Origin of the sequence: Rhizobium rosettiformans (assembly GCF_016806065.1) — a bacterium.
Classification (GTDB): domain Bacteria; phylum Pseudomonadota; class Alphaproteobacteria; order Rhizobiales; family Rhizobiaceae; genus Allorhizobium.
This window is the reverse complement of the sequence record NZ_CP032405.1, coordinates 2,396,724-2,416,265: the sequence shown is the minus strand read 5'-3', so window position 1 is coordinate 2,416,265 and position 19,542 is coordinate 2,396,724. Positions and strand designations below refer to the sequence as shown.

At 63.2% G+C, this 19,542-nt stretch carries 21 protein-coding genes; 5 read left to right on the top strand and 16 right to left on the bottom strand.

The features are described from left to right. The first annotated feature begins 40 nt into the window (after window positions 1-40). Complete coding sequence (locus tag D4A92_RS11600; protein ID WP_006726618.1) at window positions 41-271, top strand: DUF2093 domain-containing protein; 231 nt, start codon at window positions 41-43, stop codon at window positions 269-271. Window positions 272-276: 5 nt separating this feature from the next. Here D4A92_RS11600 and lpxK read toward each other — a convergent pair whose 3' ends face one another. The 6 genes from lpxK to D4A92_RS11570 form a co-directional block, all read right to left on the bottom strand. After that, window positions 277-1,311, bottom strand: a complete 1,035-nt coding sequence (gene lpxK / locus D4A92_RS11595) for a tetraacyldisaccharide 4'-kinase (protein WP_203013212.1) — start codon at window positions 1,309-1,311, stop codon at window positions 277-279. Window positions 1,312-1,424: 113 nt separating this feature from the next. After that, a complete protein-coding gene (locus D4A92_RS11590) occupies window positions 1,425-2,132 on the bottom strand; it encodes an HAD family hydrolase (RefSeq protein ID WP_203013210.1) in 708 nt (235 codons plus the stop codon). 22 nt (window positions 2,133-2,154) lie between these two features. Then, window positions 2,155-3,474, bottom strand: a complete 1,320-nt coding sequence (gene waaA, locus D4A92_RS11585) for a lipid IV(A) 3-deoxy-D-manno-octulosonic acid transferase (RefSeq protein WP_203019926.1) — start codon at window positions 3,472-3,474, stop codon at window positions 2,155-2,157. A gap of 155 nt (window positions 3,475-3,629) precedes the next feature. Then, window positions 3,630-3,866 (bottom strand): DUF4170 domain-containing protein, encoded by a 237-nt coding sequence (locus D4A92_RS11580; protein ID WP_203013208.1) that lies wholly within the window; start codon window positions 3,864-3,866, stop codon window positions 3,630-3,632. 63 nt (window positions 3,867-3,929) lie between these two features. Further along, window positions 3,930-4,760 (bottom strand): 3'(2'),5'-bisphosphate nucleotidase CysQ, encoded by an 831-nt coding sequence (locus D4A92_RS11575; protein ID WP_203013206.1) that lies wholly within the window; start codon window positions 4,758-4,760, stop codon window positions 3,930-3,932. Next, on the bottom strand, window positions 4,747-6,093 hold the full coding sequence (locus tag D4A92_RS11570; RefSeq protein ID WP_203013204.1) for a TldD/PmbA family protein: 1,347 nt from the start codon (window positions 6,091-6,093) through the stop codon (window positions 4,747-4,749). Before D4A92_RS11570 ends, D4A92_RS11575 begins: the two co-directional genes overlap by 14 nt. Window positions 6,094-6,229: 136 nt before the next feature. Between D4A92_RS11570 and D4A92_RS11565 the strand changes: the two genes are divergently transcribed. Continuing rightward, entirely contained in the window at window positions 6,230-8,038 is a 1,809-nt protein-coding gene (locus tag D4A92_RS11565; RefSeq protein ID WP_203013202.1) for a monovalent cation:proton antiporter-2 (CPA2) family protein, read from the top strand. A 3-nt stretch (window positions 8,039-8,041) separates the two neighbouring features. Here the strand turns inward: D4A92_RS11565 and D4A92_RS11560 are convergent, their stop codons facing one another. Genes D4A92_RS11560 through D4A92_RS11550 form a run of 3 tightly spaced genes read right to left on the bottom strand, consistent with a single transcriptional unit; the run spans window position 8,042 to window position 11,449 of the window. Then, entirely contained in the window at window positions 8,042-8,917 is an 876-nt protein-coding gene (locus D4A92_RS11560; protein ID WP_203013199.1) for a patatin-like phospholipase family protein, read from the bottom strand. A gap of 27 nt (window positions 8,918-8,944) precedes the next feature. After that, on the bottom strand, window positions 8,945-9,505 hold the full coding sequence (gene rsmD, locus D4A92_RS11555; RefSeq protein WP_006726609.1) for a 16S rRNA (guanine(966)-N(2))-methyltransferase RsmD: 561 nt from the start codon (window positions 9,503-9,505) through the stop codon (window positions 8,945-8,947). Window positions 9,506-9,511: 6 nt separating this feature from the next. Then, on the bottom strand, window positions 9,512-11,449 hold the full coding sequence (locus D4A92_RS11550; protein ID WP_203013196.1) for a pseudouridine synthase: 1,938 nt from the start codon (window positions 11,447-11,449) through the stop codon (window positions 9,512-9,514). A gap of 69 nt (window positions 11,450-11,518) precedes the next feature. Between D4A92_RS11550 and D4A92_RS11545 the strand changes: the two genes are divergently transcribed. After that, the gene (locus tag D4A92_RS11545; protein WP_203013193.1) at window positions 11,519-11,971 is read left to right on the top strand and encodes a nucleoside deaminase; all 453 of its coding nucleotides are present in this window, start codon (window positions 11,519-11,521) and stop codon (window positions 11,969-11,971) included. Further along, window positions 11,971-12,291 (top strand): hypothetical protein, encoded by a 321-nt coding sequence (locus D4A92_RS11540; RefSeq protein WP_203013191.1) that lies wholly within the window; start codon window positions 11,971-11,973, stop codon window positions 12,289-12,291. The genes D4A92_RS11545 and D4A92_RS11540 overlap by 1 nt, the downstream gene beginning before the upstream one ends. Window positions 12,292-12,298: 7 nt before the next feature. On the opposite strand, the gene D4A92_RS11535 is transcribed toward D4A92_RS11540, so the two are convergent. From D4A92_RS11535 to ileS, 3 genes are all read right to left on the bottom strand, one after another. Continuing rightward, entirely contained in the window at window positions 12,299-12,781 is a 483-nt protein-coding gene (locus D4A92_RS11535; protein WP_203013189.1) for a GNAT family N-acetyltransferase, read from the bottom strand. Between the two features lie 68 nt (window positions 12,782-12,849). After that, on the bottom strand, window positions 12,850-13,482 hold the full coding sequence (locus D4A92_RS11530; RefSeq protein ID WP_203013186.1) for a hypothetical protein: 633 nt from the start codon (window positions 13,480-13,482) through the stop codon (window positions 12,850-12,852). A 147-nt stretch (window positions 13,483-13,629) separates the two neighbouring features. Then, window positions 13,630-16,608, bottom strand: a complete 2,979-nt coding sequence (gene ileS, locus D4A92_RS11525; protein ID WP_203013183.1) for an isoleucine--tRNA ligase — start codon at window positions 16,606-16,608, stop codon at window positions 13,630-13,632. A gap of 318 nt (window positions 16,609-16,926) precedes the next feature. Between ileS and D4A92_RS11520 the strand changes: the two genes are divergently transcribed. Then, on the top strand, window positions 16,927-17,196 hold the full coding sequence (locus D4A92_RS11520; protein WP_203013180.1) for a hypothetical protein: 270 nt from the start codon (window positions 16,927-16,929) through the stop codon (window positions 17,194-17,196). 39 nt (window positions 17,197-17,235) lie between these two features. Here D4A92_RS11520 and D4A92_RS11515 read toward each other — a convergent pair whose 3' ends face one another. The 4 genes from D4A92_RS11515 to D4A92_RS11500 all read right to left on the bottom strand — a co-directional run bounded on the left by D4A92_RS11515 (window position 17,236) and on the right by D4A92_RS11500 (window position 19,538). Continuing rightward, a complete protein-coding gene (locus D4A92_RS11515; protein WP_203013177.1) occupies window positions 17,236-17,475 on the bottom strand; it encodes a BrnA antitoxin family protein in 240 nt (79 codons plus the stop codon). Window positions 17,476-17,576: 101 nt separating this feature from the next. Beyond that, window positions 17,577-18,023: a DUF6691 family protein gene (locus tag D4A92_RS11510; protein WP_203013174.1), complete on the bottom strand. Its 447-nt coding sequence runs from the start codon at window positions 18,021-18,023 to the stop codon at window positions 17,577-17,579. Continuing rightward, entirely contained in the window at window positions 18,023-18,466 is a 444-nt protein-coding gene (locus tag D4A92_RS11505) for a YeeE/YedE family protein (RefSeq protein ID WP_203013171.1), read from the bottom strand. The genes D4A92_RS11510 and D4A92_RS11505 overlap by 1 nt, the downstream gene beginning before the upstream one ends. 91 nt (window positions 18,467-18,557) lie before the next feature. After that, window positions 18,558-19,538, bottom strand: coding sequence for a bifunctional riboflavin kinase/FAD synthetase (locus D4A92_RS11500; RefSeq protein WP_203013168.1), 981 nt, complete (start codon window positions 19,536-19,538; stop codon window positions 18,558-18,560). Between the last annotated feature and the right edge of the window lie 4 nt (window positions 19,539-19,542).

Genomic DNA, 19,542 nt, shown 5'->3' with positions numbered 1-19,542 from the left:
TGTATTGCAGTTCCGTGACACGCGGCGCAGGAGAAGAGTGATGAACCGTTTCGAAGGCGGCGGAAACCGCGAAGCCAAGATCCGCTATCTCGATGCCGATTTCCAGATCCTGACACCGGGGACCTTCGTCACCTGCGCGATCACCGGTCGACCGGTGCTGGTTGATGAGCTGAAATACTGGAGCGTGGCACGACAAGAGGCCTATGTGGATGCGGCAGCTTCGCTCGAGGCCGAAAAGCGCGCAGGCGCCCTGCCGAACCAGCGGCGCTGAGCTCTTCACGCCTTCTTGTCGAGACGCCTGCGGCGGAAGGCCTCAATGGCCCGGTCAATGATCAGGTCCGGTGCCTTCGGATCGTCGAAGAGCATGTCGACGTCGACGACCCTCGATTTTTCCCGAAGCTCTTCCGAACGTCCATGACCGCCCGACAGGCGGACGCTGTCCTTGGCCGTCGTGACGAGTTGCAGCCCCTGCTTTTTGGCGCGGCTGATCAGATCGGATATCTCGTCCTCGGCGAGGTGATGGTGATCGGGGAAATCCTGACGATCGGCGATGACGGCGCCGAGTTCGTCCAAGGTCCGGTAAAACTTGTTGGGGTCGGCGATCCCTGCGTAAGCGAGCACTGACTGACCGGAAAGCTCCGAGCCAGTGCTCGGCACGACATTGGCGACCAGGACCGGCTTGCCGCTGCGGGACGCCTTGCGGACGAACTGGTCGGCGGCATCGCCCTTGCCGACCTTGAGGATCGCATCGAGGTGCCACATCTGGATGCCGATCGGGGCGCGGACCGGCCCTGCGGGCACGACCCAGCCATTGCCGATGCCGCGCTGGCTGTCGATGACGATCAGGGCGTAGTCGACCGTGAGGCGCGCACTCTGGAAACCGTCATCCATGATGATGAGATCGGCACCCTCGGCCACCAACTTTTCGGCTCCGGCGACCCGCCGACGGGAGATAACCGTCAGCGCTTCGCGGGCGAGCAGCAAGGGCTCGTCACCGACGGCGGTCGAACGATGATGATGCGGATCGACGACGGTCGTGACATCGAGAGAGCCGCCGTAGCCACGGCTTAGAAAACCAGGCTTCAGCCCCCGCGCCTTCGCGGCTCTGGCGATGGCGATCGCGGTCGGCGTCTTGCCGGCGCCGCCGACGGTGAAGTTTCCGACACAGATGACGGGGACGGATAAGGCATGCCTGCGGCGGTGGCGCATGACGGCACCGGAAATGCGGCCATAGGCGAAGGAGAGCGGATAGAGGCAGATCGCCTGCCAGCCGGTCTTGGTCCACCAGAAGGGCGGTGCCTCGGATACCATTCTTGTCCCTGTCGTGACCTCAGCGCCCCGCGGACGCCTTCTCATCGGCGCAACAAGAACCATTGCGACGCAAGATGGTCAAGCGCGAGCGTGCCGAAATGGTACGGCGCGTCTCAGGCGAAAAGGGCTTCGAGCCCGGTGATGTCGCTCAAGATCATGTCGGAATGTTGGGTCAGCGTTTCCCGCGAGCCGGTTCCTGAGAGGACACCGATCTTCAGACCGGCCCCGGCATTCAGCCCCATATGCAGATCGTGATTGTTGTCTCCGACGACGGCGACTTCCGACGGGGCAAGCCCGGTTGCCGCGCAAAAGCCGAGCACCATACCGGCCTCCGGCTTCTTGCCGTGGCCGCTGTCGTAGCCGGCGATGTAGTCCACGAAGGGCAGGATGCCGAACCGTTCGGCAGCAACCCGGATCGAGCGTTCGTTGTCGCTGGAGGCGATGCCGAGGCGAAGGCCCTTGCCATGCAGGCTGGCGAAAAGCGGTTGCAGCTCTGTAACCGGCACGGAAAACTCGGCGGCCTTGGCGAAGCACGCGTCGATCTTCGGCACCAGAATATCCAGAGCGAAGGGCGAGCCAGCCACGATCATGCCTTCGGCGATCTCGACCGTATTGCCGGCCGCAAACAGGCTGTCAGGCACGATGTCACCGGACACCGGATCCATGCCGCAGGCCTGAAGCAGCGCATCGGCCAGTGCCTGATCACCATCCGCCGCCATTAGCGCCACTTCCCGGTTGACCGGACCCCAGCTGGCGTCAAAATCGAGCAGCGTCCCGTCCTTGTCGAACAGGATGCCGGCAATCCGGGGTTTGTCGTTCATGGAAGAGGTCCTGAGGTGCGTGTCAGCTCTGGCCCGCGGCGCGCGGCTCGAGCTTGGCCTTGACGGAGAGTGGGCTGATATAGGGTTCGAGACCCTTGAGGGTCGTCGTCAGCGCACCGCGCATTTCCTGCATGCTCTCGAGGCCGGCGTCGATCATCTTCGCGCGCGCGACTTCATTATTGAGCAGGAAGTGGACGGCCTTGGCCAGCATTTCGGCATCGCGGACGATCCGGGCCGAGCCCTTGCGCACGAGGCGCTGGTAACTTTCGCGGAAATTGCTGACCTGCGGGCCCGACAGCACGGCGCAGCCGAGCATGGCAGGCTCCAGCGGGTTCTGACCGCCTTCGGCGGAGAGCGAACGGCCGACGAATGCGACCTCCGTCAGGCGCAGATAAAGCCCCATCTCGCCGATGGTATCGCCGAGGAACACATCGGTCTCGGGCGTGATGACATCACCGCGCGTACGGCGCGCGACCACCAGACCCTTTTCGACCAGCATGGCCTCGATCTCATCGCAGCGGTCGGGATGGCGCGGCACCAGAACGGTCAGCATGCCGGTATGGGCCTTGAGTGCCCGATGCACCATGGAGGCGATCTTCTCTTCGCCCTCGAAGGTCGAGATCGCCGCCCAGGTCTTGCGGTCGCCGATCTGCTGGCGGTAGCGCTCCAGCACCTGTTCATCGCAGGGCGGTGCATCGCTATCGACCTTGATATTGCCCGACACGCTAACCGGCCAGGCGGCCAGATCACGGAAGCGTTCCGCATCAAGGTCGGACTGGGCAATCACCAGCGCCAGTTTGCCGAACAGGGTTTCGGCGATCGAGGGATGGCGCTTCCAGCGATCGAAGGACCGATCGGACATGCGGGCATTGACCAGGATCTGCGGGATATGCCGCCGATGCAGTTCTGCAAGCGTTGTGGGCCAGATCTCGGATTCGACACCGATCGCGACATCCGGCTGCCAGTAGTCGAGGAAACGACGGATGCAGGGGAGAAGGTCGAGCGGCACATACTGGTGCAGGACCATGTCGCCGAGGCGGTTCTTTGCAACTTCCGCAGAGGTGACCGTGCCGGTGGTCAAGAGCACATGAATGTCGCGGCGGCGCAGTTCGCGCATCAGGGCGACGACGGCCGTCGTTTCGCCAACGCTCGCGGCATGGATCCAGACGAGCGGACCGGCGGGTCTAGCAAGGCTCGCATGGCCGAAGCGTTCACTGCGGCGAGCACGATCTTCCTTGCCCTTGGCGGCCCGATAGGCAAGCAGGGGACGCGACAGCGGATAGGCCGCGAGGCCCAACCAGCCGTAGGACGTCAGAGCGAGGGATGCGAGACCGTCGCTCAGTGCCATCGATCAAACCTGCTCATCTTCATCGACAATGCCGTTCTTCCCGTTCAGGAGGCGTCGCTACGCAACAAGAGAGATGCAAGAAGACTGAGTTGAAACCGTGACCATTGGAGGTCGAATGCGATGGCGGCCCGGTGGCCGCCGACCCGTCCTTACTTCTCTGAAGGATTGAGCAGCCGATGCATGTGGACGATGAAGTAACGCATATGGGCGTTGTCGACCGTCTCCTGCGCTTTCGCCTTCCAGGCGACAAGCGCGCTGGCATAGTCCGGAAAAATGCCGACGATATCGAGCGTGGTCAGATCACGGAACTGCACCTGTTCAAGGTTTGACAATTCACCGCCAAAAACGAGATGGAGAAGCTGCTTGTTTTCGTTGGATTCCGTCATGTTTGCGGCCTTTTTCTCATTCCTAGTCTGTTGGGAACCATCTGCGCGATTTCGCCCCAAAGGTCAACTCCGAGGAATTCGGGAGATGTTCTTCAGCAAGGCTGGAAGTAGCTCTCGCGATGCTGCGCAGAGCACCGGATGCGTCACCTCCTGCCTGTTGTATACGAGCGCTTCACCGTCGAGATCGGTGAGCGACCCGCCGGCACGCGCGAGGATCAGATCGGCAGCGGCAAGGTCCCAGTCGTGGGAGCTCTTCTTCACCAGCGTCGCATCGATGCGCCCGTCGGCCACCAATGCCAGCCGGTAGGCGAGCGAGGGTATGTGATCGACGCGCTCGATGCGGGGCCTGAGCACCGAGCTGAAACTTGCAACCATGTCCTGTGCCGAGGCGAGCTTCAGGCTGCCCTCGATGCCGGCCGACGAAACCGATATGTCCTGCCCGTTGCGGCGCGCGGGGCCGTTGATCGTCGCGGTAAATTCCTCGCCCAGGGATGGCGCAACCAGGATGCCGGCCACAGGCTTCCCCTTGTGGACAACCGCCACAGACACGCACCAGGTATCCTTGCCTGCGAGGAAGGCCCGGGTGCCGTCGATCGGGTCGATGACAAAGAGCGTGTCGCAGAAAAGCCTAGCCGGATCGTCGTCGGTCTCCTCAGACAGCCAGCCGTAATTCGGCCGGGCGTGACGAAGGATCTCCTCAAGGATGCGGTTGGCGGCGTAGTCGGCCGCGCTCACCGGCGAGCGGCCCTCGTTCTTCCACCAAACCTCCGGCGACTGGCCGAAATGGGCCATTGCCACCTTGCCGGCCTCGCGGGCCGCCTCGGTGATCAGCGCAAGGTCCGCCTGCCAGTCGAAATGCGGTATGGCCTCGGCCTTTCGATCAGAGTCCGGCAAGGGTCATACCCTCGATGGCAAGGGTGGGAGCTGCGACACCGAACTTGCGGTCGATGTCATTCGCCACCGTGATCCGCATGAACATGTCCTTCAGATTGGACGCGATCGTGATCTCGGAGACAGGATAGGTGAGTTCACCATTCTCGATCCAGAAACCGCTTGCACCCCGGCTGTATTCGCCGGTGATCATGTCGACGCCACTTCCGATCATATCGGTGATGTAGAGCCCCGTGCCGACGCTGCGGATCAGGTCTTGCGGAGACATGTCACCAGGCTCCAGCGCCAGGTTGGTGGAGGACGGCGAGACCGAGGTGCCGCCCCGTACGCCACGGCCATTGGTCTTGAGGCCAAGCTCCCGGGCGGTGGACGACGACAGGAACCAGTGCTTCAACACACCGTCCTCGATCATCGTCAGCGGCTTGCCCGACACACCCTCGCCATCGAAGGGGCGAGACGAGGAGCCGCGGACCTTCAGCGGATCATCGGTGATGTTGAGGCCGGCCTTCAGAACCTGTTGGCCCATCTTGTCGCGCAGGAAGGAGGTCTTGCGGGCAACCGACGCACCATTGATGGCGCCGGCGATCGTGCCCGCGAAGCCTCTGGCGACGCGCGGGTCGAAGACGACGGTGAGGTTGGAGGCGGTCGGCACCTGGCGCGGGTTCAGTCGCCGGATCGCGCGCTCCGCGGCGCGGCGGCCGATTTCCTCGGGGCTGTCGAGTTCGGCGAAATAGAGGCGGCTGTCGAAATCATGGTCGCGCTCCATCTTGGTCCCCTCGCCGGCGATCACGCCAACCGAACGGGAGAAGCGTGACGCGGCATAGCTGCCGGAAAAGCCATGTGAGGTGACGAGCACGAGGCCACCCATGCCGGCCGAGGCTCCGGCGCCCAGAGAATTGCTGACGCCGCTGACCGAACGGGCCGCTTCTTCCATGGCGAGTGCGCTTTCGCGCAACTGGTCGCCAGAGACTTCCGTCTCATCAAAGAGCTCCAGGTCGGGAATATCCCGGGCGAGATCGCTCTCGTCGGCGAGACCGGCAAAGGGATCTTCGGGCGAGACCTTGGCCATGGCGACGGCGCGTTCGGCGAGCGCCTTGAGGTCGAAGCCCGGATTGGCCGACACGCTCGCCACCTGGCGACCGATGAAGACGCGCAGCGAAAAGTCGTCGCTCTCGGATGCCTCGGTCGACTCGACCTTGCCGAGCCGGACGCTGACCCCCTTGGACCGGGAGCGCACGACGACCGCATCCGCCTTGTCGGCGCCTGCCTTGACGGCGAGGTCGACGAGCTGCTCGGCGCGTTCGAGGAGGTTGGCGGAATCGATTTGATTGGGCATAGGTTGGCCTTTCCTTCCCGCTCCATTTATTGTGACTGTGATGGGGCATCAAGGGTGGATCGGGCTTTTCCGTTCACGAGCCCGGCATAGGCTCATTTCAGGTCAGCCCGTTCGGGCAAACGAGGAGACAGAACCCTTGGCCAGCGCAACCGAAGCCCTGTTCGCCCAACCCCTGCTTCTCCTCGGAGGGGCGGTCATCGCAGCGCCACTCTTCCGCAAGCTCGGGCTTGGAACCGTGCTCGGCTATCTCGCCGCCGGCGTGGTGATCGGCCCCGTCCTGCACCTGATCGGTGGCTCGGGGGAAATCCTGGCGGTCGCCGAACTTGGCGTCGTACTCCTGCTCTTCATCATCGGACTGGAACTGAAGCCCAGCCGATTGTGGCACATGCGACGCGACATTTTCGGGCTGGGGACCAGTCAGGTCGTGCTGACCGGCCTCGTGCTGACGGCGCTGGTCTATGCGGCAGGCCTGCTTGACTGGCGCGGCGCGTTGGTTGCCGGCTTCGGCCTCGCGCTGTCGTCGACAGCCTTTGCGCTGCAATTGCTCGAAGACTATGGCGACATGAACAGCCGCTACGGGCAGCGCTCCTTCTCCATCCTGCTCTTCCAGGACCTCGCCATCGTGCCGCTGCTGGCCATGGTCACGATCCTCAGCTCCCAGGGTGGCGAGACGCAGCAATCTCCGCTGATCGAAATCGGTATCGCGGTTGGCGCGGTGATTGGGATGATCCTGGCCGGGCGCTACCTGCTCACACCGATGTTCCAGATCATCGCGCGGACGGGTGCGCGCGAGGTGATGATCGCGGCAGCACTCTTCGTTGTTCTCGGATCGGCCTATCTGATGCAGGTGGCAGGCCTCTCGATGGCGATGGGCGCCTTCCTGGCCGGCGTCATGCTGGCCGAGTCTTCCTATCGCCACGAGCTGGAGGCCGATATCGAGCCCTTCCGCGGACTCCTGCTGGCGCTCTTCTTCATCGCTGTCGGGTTGTCTATGGAGCTGCAGGTCATCGTCGACAACCTGGTCCTGATTGCCGTTGCGGTACCGGTGCTGATGGCGGTCAAGGCGCTGGTGATCTACGCGATCTGCCGCGTCTCGGGCTCGTCGCGCAACGATGCGATCCGTATCGGCATGTTGTTGCCGCAAGGTGGCGAGTTCGGTTTCGTGCTCTTCACCACGGCTGCTGCAGCGGGACTTTTCAGCAGTGCGCAATCTTCACTGCTGATTTCCATCGTCACCTTGTCCATGGCGCTCACGCCGTTGACGGCGCTGCTCGGCCAACGGCTCCTGGCCCGACAGGCAGTCGATAAAGAACACATGGACGAGGACTTCGAGGGCGCCGGCTCGGACGTGCTGATGGTCGGCTTTTCCCGCTTCGGCCAGATCGCAGCGCAAATCCTGCTCGCAAGCGGGCGGGACGTAACCATTCTCGATGACAGCCCCGATCGCGTGCGACAGGCGGCAACCTTCGGCTTCCGCATCTATTTCGGTGACGGCACACGGCTCGACATGCTGAGGGCTGCCGGCATCGAGAAGGCGAAGATTGTCGCGGTCTGCACCCACAAGAAGGAGATCACCGACAAGATCGTCGATCTCATCCGCTCCGAATATCCGGACGTGCGCCTTTTTGTGCGGTCCTATGACCGAATCCACAGCCTGGAACTGCGGGCACGGGACGTGGAATACGAGTTGCGCGAAACCTTCGAGTCCGGTCTGCTCTTCGGACGGCGGACGCTGGAAGGCTTGGGCGCCAGCGAAGACGAGGCCTATGACATCGCCGAGGATATCCGTCGGCGTGACGAGGAGCGGCTGAGGTTGCAGGCCCAGGAAGGCATTCTGGCGGGCCGGGAGCTCATGCACAAGCGACCGGTCAAGCCCGAACCGCTGATCAAGCCTAAGAAGCCGATCCAGGCCGTCGAGGAGGAAGAACAAGCGCCGGCCGCCTGATCCTCACCGACGTATGAAATCCTCCATGCGGGCCGATAGGTCCCGCTTCAGGGGCTCCTTGAGACGATCGCAGAGGTCAAGGATCTGCCGCGCCTTGAAGAAATCGAGGACCTTGTAACTGTTGACCTCAGGCCGCAGATAGATGTCCGGCTGGCAGATCTTCATCTTCAGCGCAATGTGGGACTGCATCATCAGCTGCGAGGCTCCGAACAGGCTGTCGATGCGGTTCGGCACCAGGGAGCCATCACCTTCCGGGGCGCCGATTACATCAACGGCAATCATGATGTCGACCTTGCCTACCAGATGGTCATAGGGCACCGGGTTGAAGATGCCTCCATCGATCATCAGGCGGCCATCGATGGTGACGGGTGCAAAGAGCGCGGGAATGGCGGCAGAAGCCGAGAGCGCCTCATAGAGATCGCCTTCACTGCGGACCAGTTCGCACTGGCCGTAGTAGTCGGTGGCGATCACCGTAAGCGGCAGCCGGAGATCGGCAAAGCTCTCGGGGATCTCAGGCGGGAGGAAGGCCCGCAAGAGGCGCGGCAGATTGAACTGTCCCAGACGGACGCCACCAAGGGCGCGAATGCTGGCAGGCCGCAAGCCCCAGAAGCGGTTGAGCACGAGGCCCCGGTTGTCGGCAAGCTGCAGCGTATAGTCCCTGATGTCACGGCCGGACATGCCGGCGGCATAACCGGCACCGAGGATCGCTCCCATTGAGGAGCCGGCGATCAGCGCCGGCTTGATTCCGAGTTCATCGAAGACTTCAAGAACCGGGATATGGGCAAAGCCGCGCGCGCCCCCTGCCCCGAGTGCCAGACCGATGGTCGGATCGGCCTTTACGGCTTCAGAGGGAATGGGCGTTTCGGCGACGAGATCCATGGGCTGAGCCTTTCTCCGCTGAGGGGATCAGGACGGCCTATAGGAAAAGAAGTACATTTTCGTGTCACCGAAGGTCCGCTCCTCGACGAAGGCGAAAACCGGATCGACAGAAACCTGAACATCGGCGCGCTCTTCGAGGATGACGAGGGCGTCCTTCGCCAGCCAGCCGCCTCGATGGGCCGAGAGCAGCGCCTTCTCACCCAGACCCTTGCCATAGGGTGGATCGGCAAAAACCAGTTCGAAGGGCTCGATGTTGTTAGCTGGGCCGAGATCGGTGGCGTCGCGCCTCAACATGCGGGCGCGGCCATGTAGACCGAACGCATCAATGTTTTCCCAGAGTAGACCGCGACCCTCGACGCTATTTTCGACGAAGAGTGCCGACTTGCATCCCCTCGACAACGCCTCGATGCCGACAGCACCTGTGCCTGCAAAGAGATCGAGGATGCGGGTGCCGTCGAGCACGCCCGGATGGGCATGCGCCAGGATGTTGAACAGGCTCTCGCGCGTCCGGTCGACGGTCGGCCTGATGTCATTCGACTTCGGCGTGGCCAGGCTGCGGCCACGAAACTCACCGCCGACGATGCGCATGACGGCTTACCTCTTGCCCTTCGGCGCACCGCCGCGGCTGCCCGAGGGCTTAGCCCCGGGACCACCGGAGCGCGGGCCGCCCGCGGGGCGTCCGCCCGGCTTGCCGCCGAAGCTCTTGCCGCCACCCGGCTTGCCACCAAATGACTTGCCAGCAGGTTTGCCAGACGGCTTGCCGCCGAAGGACTTGCCCGCCGGTCTGTCGCCAAAGGGCTTTGCACCACGCGGCTTGTCGCCGAATGGACGCTCACCACGGGGCCGGTCATCGCGGGGTCTGTCGTCGCGGGGGCGATCATCACGGGGGCGGTCGCCGCGCGGGGGCCGGTCACCGAAATCGCGTTTCGGGCCACGGTCGGAAAAATCGCGGCGCGGGCCACGCTCGTCGCCGTCACGGCGCGGCGCACGCTCGGAGCGATCGCCGAAATCACGCTTGGGGCCGCGTTCTGCTCCCTCGCGGCGCGGGCCACGATCCGATCCCTCACGACGCGGTGCACGATCATCACCGTCGCGGCGGGGTGGACGGGCGCCGAAGCCACCGGGCTTTCCACCACGGTCACCACGGTCACCACCGCGACCGCCGGGCTTCTGGTCCGGGCCGTCGGCGCGGATCCAATCGCCCTCTTCGTCCCGGGCACGGGTGATCTGAACGGTGGAGGTCGGACGATCGTCGAAGCGCTCTGCGGGCTTAGGCCCACGCGGATCGGGCTTGCGACGGGCAGCTGCTGCTGCCGCCTTTTCGCCGAGCGGACGCGCACCGGGCGCCATCCAGACGTTGGCGGTGCGGCCCTTGGTGTTGCCGGCCGGGCGCTTCGGCTTGTCAGAGAACTTGTCGCCGGATTTGGCACCCTCGTCGCGGCGGGTGTCGAGGCGTCCGAGGACCTTCTCGCGACGGTCACCCTTGTCGGACCAATCCTTCGGCGCGCGCTTCTTTTCAGCTGAGCGTTCGTCGCGACCCCATTCGGGCTTCGCTTCGCGAGCAGGCTTCTTCCCCGATACTGCTGGGGCGTCCTCGTCGTCGACCTCGGCCCCATGGGCGTAGATCGGAGCATCGAAATTGGCCTTGGATTCCTCGATCAGGCGTGGGCCGAGCTGATCGCGCAGCATGCGGCCGCGGACCTCAAGCACCTTGCCTTCCGGCAGATCGCCGAGCTGGAACGGGCCATAGGAGATGCGGATCAGGCGGTTGACCTCGAGACCGAGCGCGCCGAGCACGTTCTTGATCTCGCGGTTCTTGCCTTCGCGCAGACCCATGGTGATCCAGACATTGTGGCCCTGCTTGCGGTCGAGCGTGGCGTCAATCGCGCCATAGAGCACGCCATCGACGGCGATGCCTTCCTTCAGCGCATCGAGTGCCGGCTGATCGACCTCGCCATAGGCGCGCACGCGGTAACGGCGCAGCCAGCCGGTGGTCGGCAATTCCAGCACGCGGGCGAGACCACCGTCATTGGTCAGCAGCAGCAGGCCCTCGGTGTTGATGTCGAGGCGGCCGATCGACATGACGCGCGGCAGCTCTTCCGGCAGGTTTTCGAACACTGTCGGGCGGCCTTCCGGATCGGAATTGGTGGTCACCAGGCCGGCCGGCTTGTGGTAAAGCCAGAGGCGCGTGCGCTCAATGCCGCGGATCGGCTGGCCATCGACCTCGATCGTGTCGGCAAGCGTGGCGTTGTGGACCGGGGTCTCCAGCACCTTGCCGTTCACGGAAACGCGGCCTTCCATGATCATACGCTCGATATCACGGCGCGACGCGACGCCGGCGCGAGCGAGAAGCTTGGAAATGCGTTCGGGCTTCATCGTCTCGTCGCCGGCCGGCGCATCGGCGCGCGGCGCACGGGCGGGCTTGTCTGCGGCGGCTACGGACGGCTTGGCGGACGGTTTTCTGGTTTGCGGCTTGCCGCTGCGGTCGGAGGACTTTGCCCCCGGACGCTTGGACTTGTCTTTGAATGTCATTTGTTGTTTGCCTGTGGTTTGGGCTGTCGTATCAGGTCGCGCGGCTCTGGTTAAGTGGAAAGTTCGTGCATGGGGAAGACAAACGGCTTCATGGAGGCGGCCTTCGAGGAGGCACATGCCGCCGGGGCGCGCGGCGAAGTTCCGATCGGCGCGGTGGTGGTGCGCGACGGCGAGATCATCGGGCGTGCCGGCAACGAGTCCCGGGCGTGCAACGACGTGACCGCTCACGCCGAAATCCTCGCCATTCGCCGCGCCGCGGCCGCCGTCGGCGACGAGCGTCTCATCGATGCCGATCTCTATGTAACGCTCGAGCCATGCACGATGTGCGCGGCCGCGATCTCCTTCGCTCGAATTCGCCGACTTTATTATGCCGCGCAGGATATCAAGGGCGGCGGGGTCGAGAACGGCGTGCGCTTCTACCAGCAACCGACATGCCACCATGTTCCGGAGGTCTATTCCGGTATTCGGGAAAGCGAGGCCGCGGAACTGTTGCGCAGCTTCTTTCAGGAAAGAAGAGATTGATGATCTATGTCGTGCTTGCCGTGTCGATTGCGGCCATGGCTGGCATCGCGATCTGGGCCTATCGCAACGTCGCTCCGGACGCCGATCGGCTACCGATGCAGTGGTCTGTGCGCGGCGAGGTCAACTGGCGGGCGCCACGCTTGATTGCCGTTGCGGTAACACCGCTGCTGATGTTGACACTGATCGTCGTGATCTTCATCTTCTCGCGCGATGATCATGCCGAGCGGAACATGGCACTCCTGTGGATCTCCTTCCTCGGGCCGGCGCTTCACGCCCTGCACATGGCGCTGGTGGCGCGGACGGCCGAGAACGAGGAGTGAGGCAAACTTACTCTGCGCCGGCGAAGTCTTTCAGCTTGTCACCGGCCAGGCGGTAGCGGATCCATTCGTTCTGCGGCTCGGCACCGACAGCTTCATAAACGCGTATGGCAGGCTCGTTCCAGTCGAGCACGCTCCACTCGAAGCGGCCACAGCCTTTCGCCACCGCAACCTTTGCTAAATGCCGGAGCAGAAGCTTGCCGGCGCCCGATCCGCGGTGATCGGGCGAAACATAGAGATCCTCCAGATAGAGGCCATTTTTCGCCTGCCAGGTGGAATAGCTGTAGAACCAGACGGCAAACCCCGCCGGACGTCCATCATGTTCGAGAATGGCAGCTTCAGTCACCGAGCCCTCGCCGAAGATCGAGGTGCGGATCGTTTCCTCCGTCGCCTCCACCTCATGGCCCGCCTTTTCGTAGACGGCGAGTTCGGTGATGAAGCCGAGAATGGTGGCGGCATCGTCTGGGGTTGCGGAGCGGATGGTGAAGGACATGGTGGCACCTCAAGCAAAAGGGCAGGCCGTTTCCGCCCTGCCCTGAAAATCACGATATCGAAGAAGACTTACTGGAAGGGCATCCACCAGGAGCTGCCCTGACGCGCCGCCTTGGCTTCGGCCTTGCGGCGCTTTTCCTTCTTGGCTTCCGGCTCGCCCAAATCGCTCAGGGCCACGTCCTGGGTCTGGCGATATTCGGTCGGCGGATCCGAAAGCAGGCGACGCTGGTCGAGATAGGCGCCCTTCTGCAGGGCGCGCGCGTCGCGGAAGGCCTGCCATTTCTGTGTCTCGGTCATCGTGCCGGCCGTGCCGTAACCGGCGAGCAACGGCGAGCGATAACGCGGGTTGTCTGCATTCGCATCCGCCTCGGCAACGAGACGTTCGCGGGCTTCTTCCGGCGATTCAACCCATTGCGGGTTCGCTTCGCGGCTTGCTACCGACTGCTGCGGCGCGACGAGCCCTGCCGTCTGCGTACCGCCCGGAGGCAGCACGAGGTCAGGACGGGGATTGTACTTCGTGCCCTTGTTGGCGGGCTCGCGCGGCGCGATCGACACGGCCGAGCCGACGTCGTCCACCAATTGCTCCATCGCCGTCTTGTCCGTGCCGTAGGTCGGGCTGCCGACGCAGCCGGACAAACCTGCCGTCACGCCGAAGAGACCAACCAGACCGAGGCCAACTCTGAACAGATATGCCGAATTCATGAATGCCTACCAGCCTCGCCGCAGTTACATCAGTCATGCCGAATGCTAGCGACCAGCCCTGCCGGTCGATTTCGGCCATTTTCAGGCAGTTTTACCGGATGACCCGCGAAAGCGCAAATCATCCGGTCACATTTCCTCAAACTGCCCTTATCCGGCCGCCTGAGCGAGCTCGCGCAGCGCCTGTGCATCGCGGGCCGACACGTCAGGATAATCAGGATCGGAACCCACATCCTTGGTGATCTTCCAGGAGCGGGCGCATTTCGTGCCCTCTGCCAGCTTTGGCTCGACCGCGACCTTGGTGCCATCGTCCAGACGGAAGGCTTCCGACGGACCTTCACCTGCCACGACCTGGATATCCGAGGTGATGCAGATCTCGGCGAAGTCGAGCCCATCGAGCGCCTTCAGAAGCTCGGCATCGGCGACATGCACGACCGGGGCTGCTTCCAGCGAGGAGCCGATGCGCTTTTCCTTGCGCTCGATTTCGAGCGCGCCGGTGACGGCACGGCGGACGGCGCGAACGCCCTTCCACTTCTCGGCAACAGCCTCGTTTGACCACTCGGCCGGAACAGTCGGGAACTGTTCGAGATGCACCGACTCGGCGTTCGGGTCACGCGACAGCCAGGCCTCTTCCGTCGTAAACGGCATCATCGGCGCAAACCACAGGACCAGGCAGTCGAAGAGCTTGCGGATGACGAAGAGGGCCGAGCGGCGCTTCAGGCTCGACGGGGCGTCGCAATACAGCGTGTCCTTGCGGATGTCGAAGTAGAAGGCCGAGAGTTCGACATTGGCGAAGTCGCTGAGAGCACGGACGATGCGCTTGAAGTCGAATTCGTCGTAGCCCTTGCGGACGATCTGGTCGAGCTCGGCCAGGCGATGCAGCATCAGCTTTTCGAGTTCCGGCAGATCGGCATAGGCAATCTCGTCGCCATGATCATGGGCGAGTGTGCCGAGCATCCAACGAACAGTGTTGCGGATCTTGCGGTAGCTGTCGATATTGGTCTGGATGATCGTCTTGCCGAGACGCTGATCTTCCCAATAGTCGGTGTTCATCACCCAGAGGCGCAGGATATCAGCGCCGGACTGGCTCATGACTTCCTGCGGCGTCACCGTGTTGCCGAGCGACTTCGACATCTTGCGACCGTCTTCCGCCATCGTGAAGCCATGGGTGACGACGGCATTGTAGGGCGCGCGGCCGCGGGTGGCGCAGCTTTCGAGCAGCGAGGAATGGAACCAGCCGCGATGCTGGTCGGAGCCTTCCAGATAGACGTCCGCCGGCCATTTCAGGTCCGGGCGGTCTTCCAGCGTGAAGGTGTGGGTCGAGCCAGAGTCGAACCAGACATCGAGGATGTCGGTGACCATCTGCCACTTTTCGCCGTCATGCTCGCCGGCCAGGAAGCGTTCCTTGGCACCTTCAGCGAACCAGGCATCGGCACCCTCGACTTCGAAGGCTTCGAGGATGCGGGCATTGACCTTCTCATCCTGCAGAACATTGCCTTCGGCATCGGCGAACACGCAGATCGGGACACCCCATGCTCTTTGACGAGAAAGAACCCAATCCGGACGCTGCTCGATCATGGCGCGCAGGCGGTTCTGGCCGCCGGCGGGGACAAAGCGGGTCTGGTCGATGGCAGACAAGGCGCGGGTGCGCAGCGTCGTGCCGTCGCCGAGTTCCTTGTCCATGTAGACAAACCACTGGGGCGTGTTGCGGAAGATGACCGGCTTCTTGGAGCGCCAGGAATGCGGATACTCGTGCTTGATGCGGCCACGGGCAAAGAGATTGTTCGTTTTGATCAAGGCATCCATGACGCGCTTGTTGGCGTCGCCCTTCTTGCCGTTGTCGTCGAGCACACGGGCAGCACCGCCTTCGGCCGAGGGGCCAAAGCCCGGCGCGTCTTCCGTGTAGAAGCCGGCATCATCGACCGGGAACGGGATCTTCACGTCGATGCCACGGGCTTCCAGTGCACGGACGTTTGCCATCCAGGCTTCAAAGTCTTCGCGACCGTGGGACGGCGCGGTGTGGACGAAACCGGTACCGGCGTCATCGGTGACGTGGTCGCCATCGAGCATGGGCACGGCGAAGGTGTAGCCAAGGTCGGCCAGCGGATGGGCGCAGGTGATGGCGCCAAGTTCGGCACCGGTCACGTCGCGGACCAGCTTGAAGGTCACCTTGGCCTTGTTTGCTGCGTCTTCGGCAAGGCGCTTGGCGAAGATCAGCTTTTCGCCCGGCTGCGGACCGAAATCGTTCGTGGCTTCCGTGATCTCGTAGAGACCGTATTCGATCTTCGAGGAGTAGGAGATCGCGCGGTTGCCGGGGATGGTCCAGGGGGTGGTGGTCCAGATGACGACGGAGGCCTGCAAAAGCTCGTTCAGCGCCTTAGTGTCGGCCACCGCATCAGCGACTGCATGCGCACCATCGCCTCCCCGGAGCTGCAATGCCCCACGCACATCCTTCACAGGGAACTTCACCCAGATCGTGTCGCTCTCGACCTCGGCATATTCCACTTCGGCCTCGGCCAGCGCCGTGCGCTCGACGACCGACCACATGATCGGCTTGGAGCCACGGTAAAGCTGTCCGGACATGGCGATCTTCAGGAGTTCGCCGGCGATGCGGGCTTCCGAGTGGAAGGCCATGGTCGTGTAGGGATTGTCGAAGTCACCCTCGATGCCGAGGCGGCGGAACTCGTCCGACTGGATGTTGATCCAGCCCTGCGCAAACTCGCGGCATTCCTTGCGGAATTCGTTGACCGGGACCTCGTTCTTGTCCTTGCCCTTTTCGCGATACTTTTCTTCGATCTTCCATTCGATCGGCAGGCCGTGGCAGTCCCAGCCGGGCACGTAGTTGCTATCGAAGCCGCGCATCTGGAACGAGCGGGTGATGACATCCTTCAGCACCTTGTTCAGCGCATGGCCGATATGGATGTTGCCGTTGGCATAGGGCGGGCCGTCATGCAGGACGAATTTCTCGCGGCCGGCGGCCGAGGCGCGCAGCTTCTTGTAGAGACCCATCTGCTTCCACTTCGCCGCCATTTCCGGCTCCTTCTGGGGAAGGCCGGCGCGCATCGGGAATTCGGTCTCAGGCAGATAGAGGGTCTTGGAGTAGTCGATCTTTTCAGGGGTATCGGTCATGGATCAGCCATCGGATGGGGCGACCTCAAGCGGTCGCGGAATTATGTCATGGATTGGCGGCAAGCGGGCGCCGAGCTTTCAGACCCAACGCCAAAAACCCGGACCTTCCCGCAGCTCTTCAAGCCACCGGGAGGGCCGGGCCAATAATTCGAATGATCCGGGCCGCCGAAAGATACGTCATGTTGCCGCGTTCTTTAGGGGTTTTTCGCGGCAAAAGGAAGGGGCAAGATGGGCGAGATGGAGAGGTCGAAACGACACGCCTAAACTCATTTCACAACTGCAGGTCCTGAGCCATTTTGACGGCAGAACGGAAGTGCCATGACGCGCAAGGCGCATATTCAAATCGACATCGAGGCAAAACTGGCCGATGAATTCGCTGCCGCGGTTACCTCCGCGCAGACGTCTGAAGCCGCAGCGCTGCGGGAGATGGTCGAACACTACGTCGAGCGCCAGAAGGTCGATAGCAGCTATCGTCAGTTTCTGGAGGCCAAGGTTGCGCGTGGCCGCGAAGACGTGGCTGCCGGAGAGGTCGTCGCGGCAGACGATGCCGAACAGATGTTTGCAGAGCGACGGGAAATAGTCGCCTGACCATTGCTCCTGCCTTGCCTCGTCAGTTCGACCGCGGTTTTACTCGCCGCCGTCTGCCTCGACGACCGCACGCAGGGCGTCGTTGATGCGGTCCTGCCAGCCGGGGCCGTCCTTCTGGAAATGGGAGAGCACTGCGCTGTCGAGCTTGATCGAGACGAGTTCCTTGACGTCGGGTGCCGCGCGGCGCTCGACAACCGGGGCTGCCGGCTTTTTCACGGGCTTGAACAGCGCCTCGGCGGCATCCTTCGGGTTTACGGGTCTACGCGGCGTCATGGCCATGGGATGCCTTTCGGGCTGTCTCAAGTGATTTGCTGGGCGCACTAGGCGTCAATGTGTGCCAGGCGTCAAGCAGAGACGGTCGTGAGGATACCGGGAACAACTCAGCCCGATCGACCGGCCGCATCGGCAAAAAATTCGGCCTTGGCCAGCCTACGGGCGATGAGGATCCCGACGAGCAGGGCCACAACGAATATCGCCGCGGAGCTGTGGCCGAGGCCGAGTGCGGGGATCGAGGCGCCAGGACAGAAGCCGGCAATGCCCCAGCCGATGCCGAAGACGGCCGAGCCGCCAATCAGTTTCGCATCGATGGCGCTCGCCTTGGGCAGGCGGAAGGACTGGTCGAAGAGTGGCTTCTCGCGCATCCGGAAAAGGATCGCATAGCCGGGAGCTGCAACGGACAACGCTCCCGCCATGACGAAGGCGAGGCTCGGATCGAAACTGCCTGCAAGATCGAAGAAGTTGAGCACCTTGGCAGGGTTTGCCATGCCGGAAAGGGCGATACCGGTTCCGAAGAGGGCACCGATCAGGAAGACCAGGAGAAAGCGCATCAGATCGTGACCCCGAAGACGTGGCGGATGAGGAAGACGGTCAGGATGGCGAATGCCATGAAGGTAGCGGTGGCCGCAATCGAGCGGCGCGACAGGCGCGCCATGCCGCAGATGCCGTGGCCGGAGGTGCAGCCCGAGCCGAAGGTAACGCCGATGCCGGCGATCAGGCCGCCGACGACGAGAGCGGTCGTTGAGACCGGCACCGAATACTCGACCTCGTAGCCGCCGAGCGTCAGGGCAAGCGGCGCAAGGATCGCCCCGGCGAGAAAGGCGGCCTTCCATTTCCAGTCAGAACCGAGCGGCGGCAGGATGCCGCCGATGATCGCGGTCATGCCGGCAATCCGGCCCCAGGTGAGCATCAGGAGGAGCGCCGAGAGGCCGATCAGCAGGCCACCGGCAAAGGACATCAGGGGGGTGAATTCGGTCAAGACAAACTCCGGCATTCCCGCTTTGACACGGGGGATCAATCACATAGGCGCATCCATATGTGAGACAATGCCAGGCGGCAATTCAAATCGGCGAGACCGAGGTGCCTCAGAACGCGATGGCAGCGTCGAGGGCGCCAATTGGCTTGACGCCCGCGAGAAGCGCTCTCGCCTCCTCCGCATCCTTGCGGATCTGGGCGACGAGCGGATCCAGCCCGTCGAACTTCCACTCGTCGCGCAAGAAGCCGAAGAGCGAAACCGAACAGATTTCGCCGTAGAGATCGCCGGAGAAATCGAAGACGAAGGTCTCGAGCCAGGGGTCGCCATTGCTGGTGACCGTCGGGCGATAGCCGAAGCTCGCGACGCCATCACGGATGATGCCGTCGGGGCGGCGGAAGCGGACGGCATAGATGCCAGGCTTGAGCGTTGCTTCCGGCGGCAGATGCATGTTGGCAGTCGGGAAGCCAAGCGTGCGGCCGAGCTGCTGGCCCTTCATGATTTCCGCCTCGACCGTATAGCGATAGCCGAGGAGACCGGCCGCCTGGGCGACGTCGCCATCTGCGATCAGGCCGCGGATGCGGCTCGAGGAAATGACCTCGGTTCCCTCGTCGCGGAAGGCATCCACGAGGCAGACACCAAAACCATGACGGCTGCCGGCCTGCATGAGATAGGCGGGGCCGCCTTCCCTGCCCTTGCCGAAATGGAAATCAAAGCCGGTCACGACTTCTTTCGCACCCAGCCATTCGCCCAGGATCGACTGGACGAAATCCTCGGCCGAGCGCTGCGAGAATTCCCGGTCGAAGGGATATTCGATCACCGAATGGAAACCCATGGCCTCGAGGATGCGGGCGCGAAGGGGCGGCGGCGTCAGACGGAAGACCGGCTTGTCGGGGTTGAAAACAGTGCGCGGATGCGGCTCGAAGGTGAGGACCAAGGCGGGAACGCCAAGCGCTTCCGCGCGCTCCAGCGCACGGCTCAAGACTGCCTGATGACCGCGATGCACGCCATCGAAATTGCCGATTGCGACCACGCCACCGCGCAGGGCTGATGGCAGCGGCTCTTTCTTCTCATTGCGGTGAAAGACGGTCATCGCA

Coding starts and splice junctions, on each gene's coding strand:
- D4A92_RS11600 (WP_006726618.1), top strand. CDS start 41: ATGAACCGTTTCGAAGGCGGCGGAAACCGCGAAGCCAAGATCCGCTAT.
- lpxK (WP_203013212.1), bottom strand. CDS start 1,311: ATGGTATCCGAGGCACCGCCCTTCTGGTGGACCAAGACCGGCTGGCAG.
- D4A92_RS11590 (WP_203013210.1), bottom strand. CDS start 2,132: ATGAACGACAAACCCCGGATTGCCGGCATCCTGTTCGACAAGGACGGG.
- D4A92_RS11580 (WP_203013208.1), bottom strand. CDS start 3,866: ATGACGGAATCCAACGAAAACAAGCAGCTTCTCCATCTCGTTTTTGGC.
- D4A92_RS11570 (WP_203013204.1), bottom strand. CDS start 6,093: ATGCCCAATCAAATCGATTCCGCCAACCTCCTCGAACGCGCCGAGCAG.
- D4A92_RS11560 (WP_203013199.1), bottom strand. CDS start 8,917: ATGGATCTCGTCGCCGAAACGCCCATTCCCTCTGAAGCCGTAAAGGCC.
- rsmD (WP_006726609.1), bottom strand. CDS start 9,505: ATGCGCATCGTCGGCGGTGAGTTTCGTGGCCGCAGCCTGGCCACGCCG.
- D4A92_RS11550 (WP_203013196.1), bottom strand. CDS start 11,449: ATGACATTCAAAGACAAGTCCAAGCGTCCGGGGGCAAAGTCCTCCGAC.
- D4A92_RS11545 (WP_203013193.1), top strand. CDS start 11,519: ATGGGGAAGACAAACGGCTTCATGGAGGCGGCCTTCGAGGAGGCACAT.
- D4A92_RS11540 (WP_203013191.1), top strand. CDS start 11,971: ATGATCTATGTCGTGCTTGCCGTGTCGATTGCGGCCATGGCTGGCATC.
- D4A92_RS11535 (WP_203013189.1), bottom strand. CDS start 12,781: ATGTCCTTCACCATCCGCTCCGCAACCCCAGACGATGCCGCCACCATT.
- D4A92_RS11530 (WP_203013186.1), bottom strand. CDS start 13,482: ATGAATTCGGCATATCTGTTCAGAGTTGGCCTCGGTCTGGTTGGTCTC.
- ileS (WP_203013183.1), bottom strand. CDS start 16,608: ATGACCGATACCCCTGAAAAGATCGACTACTCCAAGACCCTCTATCTG.
- D4A92_RS11520 (WP_203013180.1), top strand. CDS start 16,927: ATGACGCGCAAGGCGCATATTCAAATCGACATCGAGGCAAAACTGGCC.
- D4A92_RS11515 (WP_203013177.1), bottom strand. CDS start 17,475: ATGGCCATGACGCCGCGTAGACCCGTAAACCCGAAGGATGCCGCCGAG.
- D4A92_RS11510 (WP_203013174.1), bottom strand. CDS start 18,023: ATGCGCTTTCTCCTGGTCTTCCTGATCGGTGCCCTCTTCGGAACCGGT.
- D4A92_RS11505 (WP_203013171.1), bottom strand. CDS start 18,466: ATGCCGGAGTTTGTCTTGACCGAATTCACCCCCCTGATGTCCTTTGCC.
- D4A92_RS11500 (WP_203013168.1), bottom strand. CDS start 19,538: ATGACCGTCTTTCACCGCAATGAGAAGAAAGAGCCGCTGCCATCAGCC.